The 18576-nt window shown below is 56.7% G+C and carries 17 protein-coding genes and 1 other annotated feature; of the genes, 11 read left to right on the top strand and 6 right to left on the bottom strand.

The window, feature by feature from the left end; translation table 11 throughout:
• Positions 1-179: 179 nt before the first annotated feature.
• Positions 180-2777 carry a type I DNA topoisomerase gene (gene topA, locus MOQ06_RS09510; protein WP_148419665.1) on the bottom strand — a complete coding sequence of 866 codons (2598 nt, stop codon included), beginning with the start codon at positions 2775-2777 and terminating at the stop codon, positions 180-182.
• A 399-nt stretch (positions 2778-3176) separates the two neighbouring features.
• Here topA and MOQ06_RS09505 point away from each other — a divergent pair, with 399 nt between their 5' ends.
• On the top strand, positions 3177-3428 hold the full coding sequence (locus MOQ06_RS09505; protein WP_080329314.1) for a YciN family protein: 252 nt from the start codon (positions 3177-3179) through the stop codon (positions 3426-3428).
• Positions 3429-3463: 35 nt separating this feature from the next.
• On the opposite strand, the gene sohB is transcribed toward MOQ06_RS09505, so the two are convergent.
• The gene (gene sohB, locus MOQ06_RS09500; RefSeq protein WP_242172553.1) at positions 3464-4510 is read right to left on the bottom strand and encodes a protease SohB; all 1047 of its coding nucleotides are present in this window, start codon (positions 4508-4510) and stop codon (positions 3464-3466) included.
• A gap of 252 nt (positions 4511-4762) precedes the next feature.
• On the opposite strand from sohB, the gene MOQ06_RS09495 reads away from it, so the two are divergent.
• Together MOQ06_RS09495 and cobO are read left to right on the top strand one after the other, a co-directional pair.
• The gene (locus MOQ06_RS09495) at positions 4763-5524 is read left to right on the top strand and encodes a YciK family oxidoreductase (protein ID WP_176610158.1); all 762 of its coding nucleotides are present in this window, start codon (positions 4763-4765) and stop codon (positions 5522-5524) included.
• The gene (gene cobO / locus MOQ06_RS09490) at positions 5521-6111 is read left to right on the top strand and encodes a cob(I)yrinic acid a,c-diamide adenosyltransferase (protein ID WP_148419662.1); all 591 of its coding nucleotides are present in this window, start codon (positions 5521-5523) and stop codon (positions 6109-6111) included. Before MOQ06_RS09495 ends, cobO begins: the two co-directional genes overlap by 4 nt.
• 35 nt (positions 6112-6146) lie before the next feature.
• Here the strand turns inward: cobO and rluB are convergent, their stop codons facing one another.
• From rluB to rnm, 3 genes are all read right to left on the bottom strand, one after another.
• Positions 6147-7025: a 23S rRNA pseudouridine(2605) synthase RluB gene (gene rluB / locus MOQ06_RS09485; RefSeq protein WP_148419661.1), complete on the bottom strand. Its 879-nt coding sequence runs from the start codon at positions 7023-7025 to the stop codon at positions 6147-6149.
• Between the two features lie 97 nt (positions 7026-7122).
• Positions 7123-7743: an L-threonylcarbamoyladenylate synthase gene (locus MOQ06_RS09480; protein WP_023335953.1), complete on the bottom strand. Its 621-nt coding sequence runs from the start codon at positions 7741-7743 to the stop codon at positions 7123-7125.
• A complete protein-coding gene (gene rnm, locus MOQ06_RS09475; RefSeq protein ID WP_148419660.1) occupies positions 7740-8633 on the bottom strand; it encodes an RNase AM in 894 nt (297 codons plus the stop codon). The genes MOQ06_RS09480 and rnm overlap by 4 nt, the downstream gene beginning before the upstream one ends.
• 148 nt (positions 8634-8781) lie before the next feature.
• Positions 8782-8876, top strand: a sequence feature (Trp leader region).
• A 23-nt stretch (positions 8877-8899) separates the two neighbouring features.
• Here rnm and MOQ06_RS09470 point away from each other — a divergent pair.
• From MOQ06_RS09470 to MOQ06_RS09435, 8 genes are all read left to right on the top strand, one after another.
• The gene (locus MOQ06_RS09470) at positions 8900-10462 is read left to right on the top strand and encodes an anthranilate synthase component 1 (RefSeq protein WP_242172551.1); all 1563 of its coding nucleotides are present in this window, start codon (positions 8900-8902) and stop codon (positions 10460-10462) included.
• Positions 10462-12057: a bifunctional anthranilate synthase glutamate amidotransferase component TrpG/anthranilate phosphoribosyltransferase TrpD gene (trpD, locus tag MOQ06_RS09465; RefSeq protein WP_176610155.1), complete on the top strand. Its 1596-nt coding sequence runs from the start codon at positions 10462-10464 to the stop codon at positions 12055-12057. Before MOQ06_RS09470 ends, trpD begins: the two co-directional genes overlap by 1 nt.
• 3 nt (positions 12058-12060) lie before the next feature.
• Complete coding sequence (trpCF, locus tag MOQ06_RS09460) at positions 12061-13419, top strand: bifunctional indole-3-glycerol-phosphate synthase TrpC/phosphoribosylanthranilate isomerase TrpF (protein ID WP_242172549.1); 1359 nt, start codon at positions 12061-12063, stop codon at positions 13417-13419.
• 10 nt (positions 13420-13429) lie between these two features.
• Entirely contained in the window at positions 13430-14623 is a 1194-nt protein-coding gene (gene trpB / locus MOQ06_RS09455) for a tryptophan synthase subunit beta (protein ID WP_148419656.1), read from the top strand.
• Positions 14623-15432 (top strand): tryptophan synthase subunit alpha, encoded by an 810-nt coding sequence (trpA, locus tag MOQ06_RS09450; protein ID WP_242172546.1) that lies wholly within the window; start codon positions 14623-14625, stop codon positions 15430-15432. Before trpB ends, trpA begins: the two co-directional genes overlap by 1 nt.
• A 176-nt stretch (positions 15433-15608) precedes the next feature.
• The gene (gene yedE, locus MOQ06_RS09445; protein WP_193355305.1) at positions 15609-16820 is read left to right on the top strand and encodes a selenium metabolism membrane protein YedE/FdhT; all 1212 of its coding nucleotides are present in this window, start codon (positions 15609-15611) and stop codon (positions 16818-16820) included.
• Positions 16817-17050 (top strand): sulfurtransferase-like selenium metabolism protein YedF, encoded by a 234-nt coding sequence (yedF, locus tag MOQ06_RS09440; RefSeq protein WP_148419653.1) that lies wholly within the window; start codon positions 16817-16819, stop codon positions 17048-17050. The genes yedE and yedF overlap by 4 nt, the downstream gene beginning before the upstream one ends.
• Before the next feature lie 417 nt (positions 17051-17467).
• Positions 17468-17806 (top strand): hypothetical protein, encoded by a 339-nt coding sequence (locus MOQ06_RS09435; RefSeq protein WP_148419652.1) that lies wholly within the window; start codon positions 17468-17470, stop codon positions 17804-17806.
• A 41-nt stretch (positions 17807-17847) separates the two neighbouring features.
• On the opposite strand, the gene ompW is transcribed toward MOQ06_RS09435, so the two are convergent.
• The gene (ompW, locus tag MOQ06_RS09430) at positions 17848-18480 is read right to left on the bottom strand and encodes an outer membrane protein OmpW (protein ID WP_148419651.1); all 633 of its coding nucleotides are present in this window, start codon (positions 18478-18480) and stop codon (positions 17848-17850) included.
• Positions 18481-18576: the final 96 nt, after the last annotated feature.

The raw sequence follows: 18576 nt of genomic DNA, 5'->3' as shown, positions 1-18576 counted from the left end.
CATCCGATTTAGCGCATGCGTCCATCGCTTAAGACGATTTGATAATAAGAAACGGGTTAACTATAACCACTATATCATTTATAGCCAGGCTGTATAGTACGGAACAAAAAATAATAACGAGGTATTAAAAAAGGGCCGGAAGTCCGGCCCTTTCACAGGTAAGTTACGGTAAGGGAAGATTATTTCTTGCCTTCAACCCATTTGCCGTCAACAAAGAAGGCTGACCAGCCTGTCGCTTTCCCCTCTTTCTCCGCCGCCACGTACTGCTGCTTCGTTTTACGGCTAAAACGCACCACGGTTTTATTGCCTTCCGGATCCTGCTGCGGCGCATCGGCCAGGTAGCGCAGTTTTTCCGGCAGGCGGTCGCGGAAGCGGTAAAGCTCTTCTACCAGCGGCGCGCGCGTTTCACGTGATTTCGGGAAAGTATTGGCCGCGAGGAATACCCCGGCAGCGCCGTCACGCAGCACGAAGTAGGCGTCCGACTTCTCACACGGCAGCTCCGGAAGCGGAACCGGATCTTCCTTCGGCGGTGCGACTTCACCGTTACGCAGGATCTTGCGCGTGTTTTTACAGTCGTCGTTGGTGCACGCCATGTACTTACCGAAGCGTCCCATTTTCAGGTGCATTTCGGAACCACATTTCTCACACTCGACGATTGGGCCATCGTAGCCTTTAATGCGGAACTCGCCCTCTTCAATCTCGTAACCGTCGCAGGTCGGGTTATTACCGCAGACGTGCAGCTTGCGTTTCGGATCGATCAGGTAGCTGTCCATCGCCGTGCCGCATTTCTTGCAGCGGCGTTTAGCGCGAAGCGCGTTGGTTTCAGCATCATCCCCTTCCAGCACGTTGAGAACTTCGTTCTCCGGAACGAGGTTGATAGTGGTTTTGCAACGCTCTTTCGGGGACAGCGCGTACCCGGAGCAGCCGAGGAACACGCCCGTGGTGGCGGTGCGAATGCCCATCTTTCGGCCACAGGTCGGGCAGTCGATGCTGGTCAGAACCATCTGGTTAGGCAGCATTCCGCCCTCTTCAGGATCTTTCTCGGCTTTCTCAAGCTGGTTGGTAAAATCGCTGAAGAAGCTGTCGAGAACCTTTTTCCACTCGGCCTTGTGGCTGGCAACCTCGTCAAGGCTGTCCTCCATCTGCGCGGTGAAGTCGTAGTTCATCAGTTCACGGAAGTTAGCTTCCAGCCGGTCAGTGACGATCTCGCCCATTTTTTCGGCATAGAAACGACGGTTCTCAACGCGAACGTAACCGCGATCCTGAATGGTCGAGATGATTGACGCGTAGGTGGACGGACGGCCAATGCCGCGTTTTTCCAGCTCTTTTACCAGCGACGCTTCGCTGAAGCGCGCAGGCGGCTTGGTGAAGTGCTGAGCCGGAACGAGATCGACAAGCGACAGCTCGTCACCTTTATTGACGGACGGCAGCGTTCGGTCTTCATCGCCTTTACGCAGCGCGGGCATTACTTTTGTCCAGCCGTCGAAACGCAGAATACGGCCGCGAGCCTTCAGGCGGAAATCACCTGCACCGACGGTCAGGGTGGTGGAGTCGTATTTCGCAGGCGTCATCTGGCAGGCCACGAACTGGCGCCAGATCAGCTGATAGAGCTTCTGCGCATCCGCTTCCATATCTTTCAGGGATTCAGCCAGTACGGAAACGTCAGAAGGACGAATCGCCTCGTGCGCTTCCTGAGAATTCTCCTTGCTGGCGTACTGATTAGGGCTTTCCGGCAGGTATTTTTTACCGAAGTTGTCGCCAATGTAGCCGCGCACCATGTTGACAGCATCCTGGCTCAGGTTGGTTGAGTCAGTACGCATGTAGGTGATGTAACCCGCTTCATACAGACGCTGGGCCATCATCATGGTCTTCTTCACGCCATAGCCCAGACGCGTGCTGGCAGCCTGCTGAAGGGTAGACGTAATAAACGGCGCACCAGGCTTGCTGCTGGTCGGTTTATCTTCACGATCCAGAACCTGATAACGCGCTTTTTCCAGCAGCGCCACGGCGGCCATTGTCTGGTCGCGGTTTTCAGGACGGAACGGCTTGTCGTTGTGGTGGCTCACCTGCAGGGGCAGCGCATCGCCGCCCGGCGTGGTGACATTCGCATCCACTTCCCAGAACTCTTCCGGAACGAACGCTTTGATTTCGCGTTCGCGCTCCACGACAAGGCGCACGGCAACGGACTGTACGCGCCCTGCTGAAAGACCGCGAGCGACCTTTTTCCACAGCAGCGGCGAGACCATGTAGCCCACAACGCGGTCCATAAAGCGACGCGCCTGCTGAGCGTTTACACGGTCGATATTCAGTTCACCCGGCTTTTCAAACGCCTGACGAATCGCATTCTTTGTAATTTCGTTAAACACTACACGGCTGTAGCGTTTGTCGTCTCCGCCGATCACTTCCCGCAGGTGCCATGCGATGGCTTCCCCTTCGCGGTCAAGGTCGGTTGCGAGATAGATGTGGTCGGCTTTTTCAGCCAGCTGCTTCAGCTCGTTAACGACTTTCTCTTTGCCTGGCAGCACTTCATATTGTGCATCCCAGTTGTGCCATGGGTTAACACCCATGCGGTTGACAAGCGCGCTACGTTCATCCTTTTTAGGCTTTTTAGCCCCTTTGGTGGAGGTAGAGTCTGCGCTCTTTTTGCTGGCTGAGCCACTGGTCGGCAAATCGCGGATGTGACCAACGCTGGACTTAACCACGTAGTCATTGCCCAGATATTTATTGATCGTTTTGGCTTTTGCCGGGGACTCAACGATGACGAGAGCTTTACCCATATTCACCTTTACCTAATTTAATTCTTCCAGGAATACGCCGCACGTTGATTTCCCTTCCGCTGACGACGAGCCATTGATATTGCGACGGCGTCAGGGGATATCAACCCCTATGTCTTACCGAACGTCAGAATGGCGACATCCAGGTCATTGAGTTATCGGGTATTTTTCTCACATCACTATTCATTCGTGACGAATTCCCGGTCGAATGTCAAGCAATTCTGTTGCCAGAATGACGAAAGCGCACACTGTACCTGATAAAATTCGTTACGCAACTTTATTAGCATGCAAAAGCAAATCCCGCCAGCAAGCCGCCGGTTCCTTATCCCCTCTGATAACAGGGAAAATTTGCCCCTGAAGCGCCCCAGGCGTAGACTATTGTCACTGTTTAAGGAGTGGAATATGCAGAATACAACCCAACCCATTGACCGAGCTTCTCTGCTTATCGAAGCAAACAAACTCATTCGAGACCATGAGGATACCCTGGCGGGGATCGAAGCGACTGGTGTAGAACAACGTAATGGCGTGCTGGTGTTCAGCGGTGAATACTTCCTTGATGAACAAGGGCTGCCCACCCCGAAAAGCACCGCCGTATTTAACATGTTTAAGTACCTGGCGCATGCGCTCTCAGAGAAGTATCACCTGGTCGATTAAGACAAAAACGCGAGGCAAATGCCTCGCGTTTTTCTTTACAGCAGCGGCTTTTGGCCCCGCTGGAGCCAGCGCAGCAGCAGGCGATCCGCGCTTTCTGCCGCGCTATTGGTAAAGCGATCCAGAAGGCGCTTGCGCTGGGTAAAACGTACCCCTACCAGCTCGCGGCCCTCCATCAGGTTGAGCAGCAGATCGTCACTGGTGCCAACGTCATCCACCAGCCCCTTCTCCTGCGCCTGGGTGCCGTACCAGTGTTCACCCGTTGCAACCTGCTCAATATCAAGCGTAGGGCGCATACGGTGCACGAAGTCTTTGAACAGATGATGGGTTTCGTTCAGATCCTCACGGAATTTCTGCCGCCCCTCTTCTGTGTTTTCACCAAGCAGCGTCAGCGTGCGTTTGTACTGACCCGCGGTGTGCAGCTCAATATCAATCTCTTTGTTTTTCAGGAAACGATTGAAGTTAGGGATCTGCGCGACCACGCCAATCGAGCCGATAATGGAGAAAGGTGCTGCAACGATTTTGTCCGCGACGCATGCCATCATATAGCCACCGCTCGCCGCCACTTTATCCACGGCTACAGTAAGCGGGATCTGCTTATCCCGCAGGCGCTGTAGCTGTGAAGCCGCCAGCCCATACCCATGGACGACACCACCCGGGCTTTCAAGACGAACCACGACCTGATCCTGCGCAGTGGCTACGGCAAGCACCGCCGTCACCTCTTCGCGCAGTGAAGAGACTTCGTGCGCGTCCATGCTGCCTTTAAAATCGAGCACATAGACCCGCGGCTTTGCGTCAGCCTGCGGGGCACCACGCTTTGCTTTCACCTTCGCGGCCCTGGCTTCCTGCTTCTGTTTTTTCTTGCGGGCTTTCAGCCACAGCTTCTGCTGATGATCGTCCAGCAGCGCCAGCGACATCTCTTCCTGCATCTCTTGATACTGCTCACTCAGGCGGGTAATGCGTAATTCACCGCGCTGACGCTTGCGCTGCGTCAGGTTGGCAATCAGAACGGCAATCACCGCAATAGCAATAACCACCGTCGCGATTTTGGCCAAAAACAACCCATATTGAGAAAGTAACTCCACGCGTTCCACCTTGATTTAACCACGAATCTTTCACGCCAGTGTACAACAGCCCGGCCTGGGCGTCTCGCTCGGGACATTACCTCTGCGAGGCGGCTTCAGGAATACCCCGATTCTGGTTTAAATCTTTGCAAATTGTTAATTTCCCAGCGTTCTGTCCGGTAGACTGATTGAATTCTGACGCTGTTTCGGGCATAAAGCCGAAAAGTCATAAATAAAGGTGCAGGTCCCGCCCGTTGCACCTGAGGAGTCACCGTGCATTATCAGCCACAAAAAAACCTTCTAGAGAACCGCATTATTCTGGTTACCGGTGCCAGCGACGGGATTGGTCGCGAAGCTGCCCTGACCTACTCCGAATACGGTGCCAGCCTTATTCTGCTCGGACGCAATGAAGAAAAGCTCAAGTCCGTCGCGCGGGAAATTGAAGACGCCAGCGGTACGCCCACGCCCTGGTATACCCTGGATCTGCTGACCTGCACGCCAGCGTCATGCCAGGCGCTTGCCCGGCGCATCGGCGCCCACTACCCGCGCCTTGACGGCGTCCTGCATAACGCGGGATTACTCGGTGAAGTGCGTCCGATGGATGAGCAGGATCCCGAGGTGTGGCAGCAGGTGATGCAGGTAAACGTCAACGGAACGTTTTTCCTGACCCAGGCATTGCTTCCTTTATTACTTAACTCAGATTCCGGCTCGCTGGTCTTCACCTCCTCCAGCGTGGGTCGTCAGGGCCGCGCGAACTGGGGGGCATACGCTGTCTCTAAATTTGCTACTGAAGGGATGATGCAGGTGCTGGCGGAGGAGTATCAAAGCCGCCACCTGCGGGTGAACTGTATCAACCCAGGCGGTACGCGCACTAAAATGCGCGCCAGCGCGTTCCCGACCGAAGATCCGCAGAAGCTCAAAACCCCGGCCGATATCATGCCGCTCTATCTTTGGCTGATGGGCGACGACAGCCGTCGCAAAACCGGAATGACCTTTGATGCCCAGCCGGGCCGTAAGCCGGGGATTTCGCAATGAGTGAAGAACGTCACCAGCAGCGCCAGCAGCGCCTGAAAGAACAGGTCGACGCGCGCGTGGCGGCCGCACAGGATGAGCGCGGGATCGTCATCGTCTTTACCGGTAACGGCAAAGGAAAAACCACCGCCGCATTTGGCACCGCTGCCCGCGCGGTCGGACACGGCCAGAAGGTAGGCGTGATCCAGTTTATCAAGGGCGAATGGCCCAACGGTGAGCGTAATCTGCTCGAACCGCACGGCGTCGAGTTCCAGGTCATGGCGACCGGCTTCACCTGGGACACCCAGAACCGTGAAACGGATACCGCCGCCTGCCTCGCCGTCTGGGAGCACGCCAAAAGAATGCTTTCCGACCCGACGCTGAATATGGTGCTGCTGGATGAGATCACCTATATGGTGGCCTATGACTACCTGCCGCTACAGGACGTGCTGGAGGCGCTCAAGAATCGCCCGGCGCATCAGACGGCGATCGTTACGGGGCGCGGGTGCCATCGGGATATTCTGGAGCTTGCAGATACCGTCAGCGAGCTGCGTCCGGTTAAACATGCGTTCGATGCGGGTATCAAAGCGCAAATCGGGATTGATTACTAAAGAAAAAAGCCCGGTATGTTCACCGGGCTTTTCGATTAACCGTTGTTATTATTACGGCTGCCAGAGCGGCGATTGCTGCTCACCTGGCTGTGACGCTTCACCGCACGGCGGATCTGATTTGCCTTCATGCGACGACGATCTTTTTCAACCGCTACCTTAGACGTGGTTTCTGGCGTCAGTCCAACCAGATCGCGCAGGTAGTTAGTTTGCGTCAGATCCAGCTCCGTATAGCCGCCGCGAGGCAAGCCTTTAGGCAGCAGAATGTCGCCATAGCGAACGCGGATCAGGCGGCTTACCTGCACACCTACCGCTTCCCACAGGCGACGAACCTCGCGGTTACGCCCCTCGGTCAGGGTAACGTTGTACCACTGGTTAATGCCTTCACCACCGGTAAATTTGATGGTCTTGAACGCCGCAGGACCATCTTCAAGCTGCACGCCGCGCGACAGGTCGCGCAGTTTGTTCTCGTCAACCTGGCCGAATACGCGTACTGCGTATTCACGCTCCACTTCACGGCTTGGATGCATCAGACGGTTTGCCAGTTCACCATCGGTGGTGAACAGCAGCAGGCCGCAGGTGTTCACGTCCAGACGCCCTACGGCAATCCAGCGAGCGCCACGCAGCTTAGGCAGACGGTCAAAGACCGTCGGGCGACCTTCCGGGTCGTTGCGGGTACACAGCTCGCCTTCCGGCTTGTAGTAAGCCAGCACGCGGCAGATCTGCTCAGCGGATTCTTTTACGGAGATAAGATGGCCGTCGATGCGGATCTTGAGCCCCGGTACGATTTCAACGCGGTCACCCAGCGTGGCAATTTTGCCGTCCACGCTCACGCGACCGGCTTCAATAATAGCTTCGATTTCACGGCGTGAACCGTGGCCGGCGCGCGCCAGCACTTTCTGTAACTTCTCGCTCATTGAGCTTCCTCAGGTGTCGCCTTCACAGGCGTCGAATCAGGTCAAAAACAGAGCAGCGCCCTGCTTTGATGGCCGCGTAGTATATCTGCTTACACCCTTACAAGAAAGGCTTAACGTCACCTGCGCCTTCACGAATCACCTCTGGCGCATCTTCGGTGAGATCCACCACGGTGGTCGGCTGCTGGCCGAGATAACCGCCGTGAATGATCAGCTCTACCACCTTTTCCAGACGATCTTTGATCTCTTCCGGGTCGGATTCGGTAAACTCACTTCCCGGCAGCATCAGCGAGGTGGATAGCATCGGCTCGCCGAGGGTTTCCAGCAGCGCCTGGGCAATCGGGTTAGACGGCACGCGCATTCCGATGGTCTTGCGCTTTTCCTGCAGCAGACGCCGCGGCACCTCCTTCGTCCCCTTCAGGATAAAGGTGTAGTTACCTGGCGTGTTGTTTTTGATCAGACGAAACGCCACGTTGTCGACGTAGGCGTAGGTCGACAGCTCGGAGAGATCGCGACACATCAGGGTAAAGTTGTGCCCGTCCGGCAGCTGACGAATGCGGCAGATACGCTCCATCGCCCCTTTATCTTCAATTTTACAGCCCAGCGCGTAGCCAGAATCGGTTGGATAGACAATCACGCCGCCCTTGCGGACGATCTCCACGGCCTGATTAATCAGACGTGGCTGGGGGTTATCCGGATGGATATAGAAAAACTGACTCATACTTCCCTCTCTTCAATTTGCTGCGGCTGTTCCCAGAGCTGCCAGACCGGCTCAACGCCGGCGGGCAACCAGAGCTTACGCCCCAGTTCAATCCACGCGCAGGGCTGATGAAAATCTGAACCCTGTGACCCAAGCAGGCCAAACTGGCGGGCGTAGGTCGCGAGCTGTGAGCGCTCATTGGGTGCCTGCTGACACTGGGCAACTTCCATCGCCTCACCACCGCATTCGGCAAAGTGCGCCAGCAGCCTTTTCAGCCATTTAGCAGAAAGATTATACCGCCCCGGATGGGCCAGCACCGCCTTACCGCCAGAATGATGAATCACATCAATAGCTTGTTTTATTGTACACCACTGTGGTGGAACGTATCCGGTTTTCCCGCGCGCCAGATATTTTTTAAAGACATCCGCCATGGTTGTTGCTTTCCCCGCCTCAACCAGGAAACGGGCAAAGTGGCCGCGCGTTACCGCTCCGCCGTTCGCCAGCTTTTGCGCACCCTCCAGCGCACCGGGAATATGCGCCTTCTCCAGCCGCTCGCCAATCAATTCCGCGCGATGATTGCGGCGCGCTTTTTGTTCCTGCAAAAGCGTCCGCATAGCCGGATGGTCTGGATCGATGTTAAGGCCAACGATGTGAATCTCGTGGTTTTCCCAGACGGTCGAAATCTCTACGCCGGACACCAGATTGAGCGCCAGCCCGCTGCGGGCAATCTCGGCGCGCGCCGCAGGAATGGCGTCTGTCGTGTCGTGATCGGTTATCGCCAGCGTGCCGACGCGCATTTCAACGGCGCGATGAACCAGATCTTCGGGTGTCAGCAGGCCGTCAGAGGCCTGAGTATGGCTGTGTAAATCATAAATAATGGCGTAGGTGGTATCGCTCAAAGCACTTCCCATAACAGGTTGGAGACATCCGAAGCCCCTATGATACCGACTAACGGAAAAATACTGAAATCAGTGGTTGACAACACGTCATCGAACTAGTTAACTAGTACGCAAGTTCACACGAGAAAGGTATCTGAAAATGACCGCACAATTCACTCTTCACGGTTGGTGGCGCACTTCCTGACTATCGGGCAGTGTCACGCGTCTGCGAAATGCAAACAGATACCCAGCCCGCTACCCAGCGGGCTTTTTTTTGAACAGAAAATGAGAACAACACCATGCAAACAGCCAAACCACACCTCGAATTGCTGACCTGCGAGGCGGCCTATCGCCACAACCCGACCGCCCTGTTTCACCAGGTCTGCGGTGCGCGCCCAGCGACGCTGCTGCTGGAGTCTGCCGATATCGACAGCAAGGACGATCTGAAAAGCCTGCTGCTGGTGGACAGCGCGTTGCGCATTACCGCGTTTGGTGACACTGTCACCGTTAAGGCCCTTTCCGATAACGGCGCGTCGCTGCTGCCGCTGCTGGATGCGGCTCTGCCGTCGGGCATTGAAAATGAGCATCACCCGGAAATGCGTATTCTCCATTTCCCACCGGTCAGCCAGCTGCTGGATGAAGATGCCCGCCTCTGCTCGCTGTCCGTTTTCGATGCCTTCCGCCTGCTGCAAAATCTGGTCACCGTGCCGGAAGATGAGCGCGAAGCCATGTTCTTCGGCGGGCTGTTTGCTTACGACCTGGTTGCCGGCTTTGAAGCGTTGCCGGAAACCGAGCAGGGCAACCGCTGCCCGGACTACTGCTTCTATTTGGCTGAAACCCTGCTGGTAATCGACCATCAGAAAAAATATACCCGCATCCAGGCCACCCTGTTCACGCCGTCAGCGTCTGAGAAAAGCCGCCTTCAACAGCGCATCGCCCAACTGCAACAGCAGATGACGGAGGCCCCGCCCGCGCTGCCGGTACAGCGTATTGAGCAGATGACCTGCGAGGTAAACCAGACTGACGACCAGTACGGCGCCGTGGTTCGCCAGATGCAGAAGGCGATTCGCGCCGGGGAGATTTTCCAGGTGGTGCCTTCCCGCCGCTTCTCTCTGCCCTGCCCGTCGCCGCTGGCCGCCTACGACGTGCTGAAAAAGAGCAACCCAAGCCCGTACATGTTCTTTATGCAGGACAACGATTTCACCCTGTTTGGCGCCTCACCGGAAAGCTCGCTGAAGTACGACGCCACCAGCCGCCAGATTGAGATCTACCCGATCGCGGGAACCCGTCCACGCGGCCGTCGCGCCGATGGCTCGCTGGATCGCGATCTCGACAGCCGCATTGAGCTGGAAATGCGTACCGACCATAAAGAGCTGTCCGAGCACCTGATGCTGGTCGACCTGGCGCGTAACGACCTGGCGCGTATCTGCACTCCGGGCACCCGCTACGTGGCGGACCTGACCAAAGTCGACCGCTACTCCTTCGTGATGCACCTGGTATCCCGCGTGGTGGGCGAACTGCGCAGCGACCTCGACGTGCTGCACGCCTACCGCGCCTGCATGAACATGGGCACCCTGAGCGGTGCGCCGAAAGTTCGCGCGATGCAGCTTATCGCCGAAGCAGAGGGCCGCCGTCGCGGCAGCTACGGCGGCGCCGTAGGCTACTTCACCGCACACGGCGACCTGGATACCTGCATCGTGATCCGCTCCGCCTACGTTGAGGACGGCGTTGCCACCGTTCAGGCCGGTGCCGGGATTGTGCTTGATTCTGTCCCGCAGTCTGAGGCTGACGAAACCCGCAGTAAGGCTCGCGCGGTACTGCGCGCCATCGCTACCGCACACCATGCACAGGAGATTTTCTGATGGCTGACATTCTGCTGCTCGATAATATCGACTCTTTTACCTATAACCTGGCAGATCAGCTGCGTGCGAATGGTCACAACGTCGTTATCTATCGCAATCACGTTCCGGCCCAGACGCTGATTGACCGTCTGGCGACCATGCAAAATCCGGTGCTGATGCTCTCTCCCGGGCCAGGCGCGCCGAGCGAAGCGGGCTGTATGCCAGAGCTGTTAACCCGCATGCGCGGCAAGCTGCCGATTATCGGTATCTGTCTCGGCCACCAGGCGATTGTGGAAGCCTACGGCGGCTACGTAGGACAGGCTGGCGAGATCCTGCACGGTAAAGCGTCCAGCATAGAACATGACGGCCAGGCGATGTTTGCCGGGCTGCCGAACCCGCTTCCGGTGGCGCGTTACCACTCGCTTGTCGGCAGCAACATTCCAGCCGGGCTGACCATCAACGCCTCGTTTGAAGGAATGGTAATGGCGGTACGTCACGACGCGGACCGCGTCTGCGGAATGCAGTTCCACCCGGAATCAATTTTGACTTCCGGCGGCGCGCGCCTGCTGGAGCAAACGCTCGACTGGGCGTTGCAGAAGCTGGAACAGACCAACACCCTGCAGCCGATTCTGGAAAAGCTGTATCAGGCCCAGACCCTGAGCCAGCAGGAAAGCCACCAGCTTTTCTCTGCCGTGGTGCGCGGCGAGCTGAAGCCTGAACAGCTGGCCGCCGCGCTGGTGAGCATGAAGGTGCGCGGCGAAAGCCCGCAGGAGATTGCCGGTGCTGCCACGGCCCTGCTGGAAAATGCGGCTCCGTTCCCGCGCCCGGACTATCAGTTTGCCGACATCGTCGGTACCGGTGGCGACGGTAGCAACAGCATTAATATTTCGACCGCAAGCGCCTTTGTAGCCGCGGCCTGTGGTCTGAAGGTGGCGAAACACGGTAACCGCAGCGTGTCCAGCCGTTCCGGATCGTCCGATCTGCTGGCCGCGTTCGGCATCAACCTGGACATGAATGCCGAACGTTCACGCGAAGCGCTGGATGACCTGGGCGTCTGTTTCCTGTTTGCGCCGAAGTATCACACCGGTTTTCGCCACGCGATGCCGGTTCGCCAGCAGCTTAAGACCCGCACGCTGTTCAACGTGCTCGGCCCACTCATTAACCCGGCGCACCCGCCGCTGGCGCTGATTGGCGTTTACAGCCCGGAACTGGTGCTGCCCATTGCCGAGACCCTGCGCGTGCTGGGTTACAAACGTGCCGCCGTGGTTCACAGCGGCGGAATGGATGAAGTTTCGCTGCATGCGCCAACGCTGGTAGCCGAACTGAACAACGGCGAAGTGCTGAACTATCAGCTTGAGGCTTCTGATTTTGGCTTAACGCCATACCGTCAGGAGGCGCTGGCTGGCGGTACTCCTGAAGAAAACCGTGACATTCTCACGCGCTTATTACAAGGTAAAGGTGAGGCCGCCCACGAGGCCGCCGTGGCTGCCAACGTTGCCATGCTGATGCGTTTACATGGCGAGGAAGATCTGAAAGCCAACGCCCAAAAAGTTCTGGACGTACTGCGCTCCGGTGCAGCTTACGATCGCGTTACCGCACTTGCGGCAAGAGGGTAAATAATGCAGACCGTTTTAGCGAAAATCGTCGCCGATAAGGCCATCTGGGTGGAAGCACGCAAGCAGCAGCAGCCGCTTGCCGGTTTCCAGAATGACGTCGTGCCGAGCAGCCGTCGATTCTATGATGCCCTCCAGGGCGCACGCACCGCGTTCATTCTGGAGTGTAAAAAAGCGTCTCCTTCTAAGGGCGTAATCCGTGACGATTTCGACCCGGCGCGTATTGCCGGTATCTACAAACATCATGCGTCCGCCATTTCCGTGCTGACGGATGAGAAATATTTTCAGGGCAGCTTTGATTTTCTGCCCGTCGTCAGCGGCATCGCGCCGCAGCCGATTCTGTGCAAAGACTTTATTATTGACCCGTACCAGATCTGGCTGGCGCGCTTCTACCAGGCCGATGCCTGCCTGCTGATGCTGTCCGTGCTTGATGACGAACAGTATCGCCAGCTCGCCGCCGTCGCGCACAGCCTGAATATGGGCGTGCTGACCGAAGTAAGCAACGAGGAGGAGCTGGAGCGCGCCATCGCGCTGGAGGCCAAAGTGGTGGGCATTAACAACCGCGACCTGCGCGATCTCTCGATTGACCTTAACCGCACGCGTGAGCTTGCACCGCGCCTCGGCGCGGGCGTAACGGTGATCAGCGAGTCCGGCATTAACAGCTACGCTCAGGTGCGCGAGCTCAGCCATTTTGCTAACGGCTTCCTGATCGGCTCCGCAATGATGGAACACGACGATCTGAATGCGGCCGTGCGCCGCGTGCTGTTGGGCGAAAACAAAGTGTGCGGCTTAACCCGTGAACAGGATGCCCTGGCCGCGTATGAAGCGGGCGCCATCTACGGCGGTCTGATCTTTGTTGATTCCTCCCCGCGGGCTGTCAGCGACGAACAGGCGCGTAAGGTCATCGCGGCGGCCCCGCTCAGCTATGTGGGCGTGTTCCGCAATGCGGACATCAACGACGTTGCGGCGAAAGCGGAAGCGTTAGAACTGAGCGCGGTTCAGCTCCACGGCGATGAAGACCAGGCGTATATCGATGCGCTTCGAGCCGTTCTCGCGCCTCAGATTCAAATCTGGAAAGCACAACGCGTCGAAGCCACGCTGCCCGCACGTAACCTGAACCAGGTGGATAAATACGTGCTTGATAACGGCCAGGGCGGTACCGGACAGCGTTTCGACTGGTCACTGCTGCGTGGCGAAGCGCTGGACAACGTTCTGCTGGCAGGTGGATTAAGCCCCGATAACTGCGTGGAAGCGGCTAAAACCGGCTGCGCAGGCCTCGATTTCAATTCAGGCGTAGAGAGCCAGCCGGGTATAAAAGATGCCAGCAAGCTGGCCTCGGTATTTAAAACTCTGCGCGCATATTAAGGAAGAGAAGATGACGACATTACTTAACCCGTATTTCGGTGAATTCGGTGGGATGTACGTCCCGCAGATCCTGATGCCCGCCCTGCGCCAGCTGGAAGAAGCCTTCGTAAGCGCGCAGAAAGATCCGGCGTTTCAGGCTGAATTTACCGACCTGCTGAAAAACTACGCCGGTCGCCCGACGGCGCTGACCAAATGCCGTAACCTGACCGAAGGCACGCGGACGACGCTGTACCTTAAGCGCGAAGACCTGCTGCACGGCGGGGCGCACAAAACTAACCAGGTGCTGGGCCAGGCGCTGCTCGCGAAGCGCATGGGCAAAACCGAAATCATCGCCGAAACCGGTGCGGGCCAGCACGGCGTGGCCTCGGCGCTCGCCAGCGCCCTGCTCGGCCTGAAATGCCGCATCTATATGGGGGCAAAGGACGTTGAGCGTCAGTCTCCAAACGTGTTCCGCATGCGTCTGATGGGCGCGGAAGTGATCCCGGTGCACAGCGGTTCCGCCACGCTGAAAGATGCCTGCAACGAAGCGCTCCGCGACTGGTCCGGCAGCTACGAAACCGCGCACTACATGCTCGGCACGGCGGCGGGTCCGCATCCGTTCCCAACCATCGTTCGAGAATTTCAGCGCATGATCGGCGAAGAGACCAAAGCGCAGATCCTCGAGAAAGAGGGTCGCCTGCCGGATGCGGTGATCGCCTGCGTTGGCGGAGGCTCTAACGCCATCGGCATGTTTGCCGATTTTATCGACGAGACCAGCGTTGGGCTGATTGGCGTAGAGCCAGCCGGTCACGGGATCGAAACCGGCGAGCACGGCGCGCCGCTGAAGCACGGTCGCGTGGGGATCTACTTCGGCATGAAGGCCCCGATGATGCAGACCGACGAAGGGCAGATTGAAGAGTCTTACTCAATTTCTGCCGGGCTGGATTTCCCGTCCGTTGGGCCGCAGCACGCCTTCCTCAACAGCACCGGCCGCGCGGATTACGTCTCTATCACCGATGATGAAGCGCTGGAAGCCTTTAAAACGCTGTGCCGCAATGAAGGGATTATCCCGGCGCTGGAGTCCTCACACGCGCTTGCACACGCGCTGAAGATGATGAAAGCGGACCCGGAGAAAGAGCAGCTATTGGTGGTTAACCTTTCCGGTCGCGGAGATAAAGATATCTTTACCGTTCACGATATTCTGAAAGCACGAGGGGAAATTTGATGGAACGCTACGACAACGCATTTGCACAGCTGAAAGCCCGCCAGGAAGGCGCGTTCGTTCCCTTCGTTACGCTGGGCGACCCCGGTCCGGAGCAGTCGCTGAAAATCATCGACACCCTGATTGAAGCCGGTGCCGACGCTCTTGAACTGGGGATCCCGTTCTCGGATCCGCTGGCGGATGGCCCGACCATCCAGAACGCCACCCTGCGCGCCTTTGCCGCGGGCGTCACGCCGACCCAGTGCTTCGAGATGCTGGCGGCAATTCGCCAGAAGCATCCGACCATTCCGATCGGCCTGCTGATGTACGCTAACCTGGTCTTCAGCCGCGGTATTGACGAGTTTTACGCCGAGTGCGCCCGCGTTGGCGTTGACTCCGTGCTGGTCGCTGACGTTCCGGTGGAGGAATCTGCGCCGTTCCGCCAGGCGGCGATGCGCCACAACGTCGCGCCAATCTTCATCTGCCCGCCGAACGCCGATGACGCACTGCTGCGCCAGATTGCCTCGTACGGGCGCGGCTATACCTACCTGCTCTCCCGTGCGGGCGTTACCGGCGCGGAGAACAAAGCCGCGCTGCCGCTGCACCATCTGGTGGAAAAGCTGGCGGAATATCACGCTGCGCCGCCGCTTCAGGGCTTCGGGATATCCTCCCCGGACCAGGTTACCGCAGCGATTGAGGCGAAGGCGGCTGGCGCGATTTCCGGTTCGGCTATCGTGAAAATCATCGAGAAAAACGTAGACAAGCCCGCGCAGATGCTGGCTGAGCTGAAAGCGTTCGTCACTGCCATGAAAGCGGCAACGCGCAGCGCCTGACCGTCCTGACCGTCTGGCCTCGCTGCCGGGCGGTCTTCTTTCCGATACGGCCTTCAGCGTGTCGGGTCAAAATTGATCGCGTCGATATTTTCGGCGTGAATAGCTTTTCAAACGTTTACGTAAGCGTATGATCTGGGCTCTTTTTAGCGTTATCCTTCTGAGTTCAGAGGTTATTCATGTCATGGCATTACTTCAAACAGACTTACCTGGTTAAGTTCTGGTCACCTGTTCCGGCCGTCATCGCGGCAGGCATTCTCTCCACTTATTATTTCGGTATTACCGGCACCTTCTGGGCCGTCACGGGCGAATTTACCCGCTGGGGCGGACAGCTCCTTCAGCTGGCAGGCGTACACGCCGAAGAGTGGGGCTACTTTAAACTCATTCATCTGGAAGGCACGCCGCTGACCCGTATTGACGGAATGATGATCGTCGGTATGTTCGGCGGCTGTTTTGCCGCCGCGCTGTGGGCGAACAACGTTAAGCTGCGGATGCCAAAAAGCCGCATTCGCATTATGCAGGCGGTGGTCGGCGGTATCATTGCCGGCTTTGGCGCGCGCCTGGCGATGGGCTGTAACCTTGCCGCGTTCTTCACCGGTATACCGCAGTTTTCGCTGCATGCCTGGTTCTTTGCCGTTGCCACCGCCATCGGCTCTTACTTTGGTGCAAAATTCACCCTGCTGCCGCTGTTCCGCATTCCGGTGAAAATGACCAAAGTCAGCGCGGCCTCGCCGTTAACACAGAAGCCTGACCAGGCGCGGCGCCGCTTCCGTCTCGGTATGCTGGTCTTTTTCGCCATGATTGCCTGGGCGATTTGCACTGCGATGAATCAGCCTAAGCTCGGTCTGGCGATGCTGTTCGGCGTTGGGTTTGGTCTGCTGATTGAACGCGCGCAGATCTGCTTTACGTCCGCGTTTCGCGATATGTGGATCACCGGGCGCACGATGATGGCGAAGGCGATCGTAGCCGGTATGGCGGTCAGCGCTATCGGCATCTTTAGCTACGTGCAGCTCGGCGTCGAGCCGAAAATCATGTGGGCGGGCCCGAATGCCGTCATTGGCGGCCTGCTGTTTGGTTTTGGCATCGTGCTGGCAGGCGGATGTGAGACCGGCTGGATGTACCGCGCCGTGGAAGGCCAGGTACACTACTGGTGGGTAGGTCTGGGTAACGTGATTGGCTCGACCATTCTGGCGTACTGCTGGGATGACGTTTCTCCGGTGCTTGCAACGAACTGGGATAAGGTCAACCTGCTGAACGCCTTTGGCCCGCTCGGCGGACTGCTGGTAACGTACGGCCTGCTGTTAATCGCCTTCTTACTGGTTATCGCGCAGGAGAAGCGCTTCTTCCGCCGCGCCTCAGCTACAACGAAAACTCGGGAGAATGCAGCATGAAAGAGATCGTTCCGGACTATCGCCTCGATATGGTAGGTGAACCCTGCCCTTATCCCGCCGTCGCCACGCTTGAAGCCCTGCCACAGTTAAACAAAGGAGAAATTCTGGAGGTCGTGAGCGACTGCCCGCAGTCCATCAACTCTATTCCGCTTGATGCCAAAAACCACGGCTACACGGTGCTGGATATCCAGCAGGATGGGCCAACCATACGGTATTTAATTCAGAAGTAATATTCCGATCTAAAAAGGCCTCCTGGAGGCCTTTTTTTAGCTTACTGGCTTTGGCCACCGCCGCCTTTTAAGCTTTGGGAGGCATGAATGTATGGTGAGTCGTGTTCCGCAAGCTGAACAAAGCGCACCGTGAGGTTGGTTGTGTGCTGCACTAAAGATGGTAAAGTAAAACTGTTTACCTGCACAAACCGGACACTCAAATTTGATGTTGGGGATATCCCCTCCAGCCAGGTGTATGGAATAACCACCATACAGCAATTATCCCCCTTGCAGGGATATATCGTCTTACGGTCCAAACCTATGGGCGTGATGAAACGACAGGTTGTTGAAAGTTAACTCTTATTGATCCATGGCAACAGGAAAAATTTTTACTTAAGTAAAATCTTAAGCCTGGTTGAATAAGGTTTTGATGGATTGATGTTGGTAAGATTTTCTGGATTGTTGCTCTTTTTTATCTCTTTTCACGCGTTATCTTTAAATTTTTCGTCAACGGTTTTGCGGCTAAATTGTCCAGAAAGAGGGCCGGTAGAAATCATCCTGCACGTTTATGACCACACGCAGGAAAAATGGTCAGGGAATTTTGAAACCGGCGCGGGTCATAAGCGATCCGGCGATACTGAAATTATTCCCTTTGCGAACGGCGATATTCTGTTCCACTCCATCTCACGCGATACGTTCAGCTACCTGTATGATGGCGAATCGAGGCTCAGGTATTGCGCAAAGCTGGATGAACGGCCTGTTTACCCTTCTTTTTAAGCCGGTATGACTGGCCGCCGTGCGGCCAGTTTTTTGAACGATCAGAAACGATATCCCGCAGAGAACATAAACACCCACGGATCCAGACGGGTGCTGATACTCTGCTGCTCCCCGCCTGCTTTGAAACGCACGTCGGTATCAATATCCATGTACCAGACGGAGGCGTTGATTAGCCAGTCGCGGTTGATGAGGTAATCCAGCCCCACCTGCCCCGCCACGCCCCAGGAGTCCTTCAGGCTAAGATCGGTCAGCCCGGCCGCTTTCCCGGTATCGTTAAATTTCTCGTCGAAGAAGGTCGTATAGTTCACACCGGCACCAATATACGGACGCACCTTGCTGCTGGAGTCACCGAAGTACCACTGCGCCATCAGCGTTGGCGGTAAATGATGCACCGTGGCAATGTCTCCGGTCGGTCCTAAACCGACGCGGTGACGGAATGGCGTTGCGGCCAACAGCTCGACGCCAACGTTATCCGTTGCCATATAGGTGAACGTTAAGCCTAACTGGGTATTGTTGCTGACGTTAAAACCGCCCATTCCCAGTACGCTGTCTGAACCTTCCGTTGGACGAACCGTTGCCGAGCCGGCACGGATAAAGAATTCACCCGCTTCATGCGCGTACGCGCCACCAGAGAGACTGCTTAATACAAGGGCTGCCACCGCTACTTTTTTCATATCCGCTCCATCGTTGTGGTTTTAATAGCGATGGAGAATATACCTACAAATAAGTAATAAGTGATCTAACACAGATCACATTAAAACCAGTAACTT

It is taken from the genome of Enterobacter sp. I4, assembly GCF_022669095.1.
Taxonomy (GTDB): domain Bacteria; phylum Pseudomonadota; class Gammaproteobacteria; order Enterobacterales; family Enterobacteriaceae; genus Enterobacter; species Enterobacter pasteurii.
The sequence above is the reverse complement of the archived record's forward strand: the minus strand, read 5'-3'. Positions and strand labels throughout refer to the sequence as shown.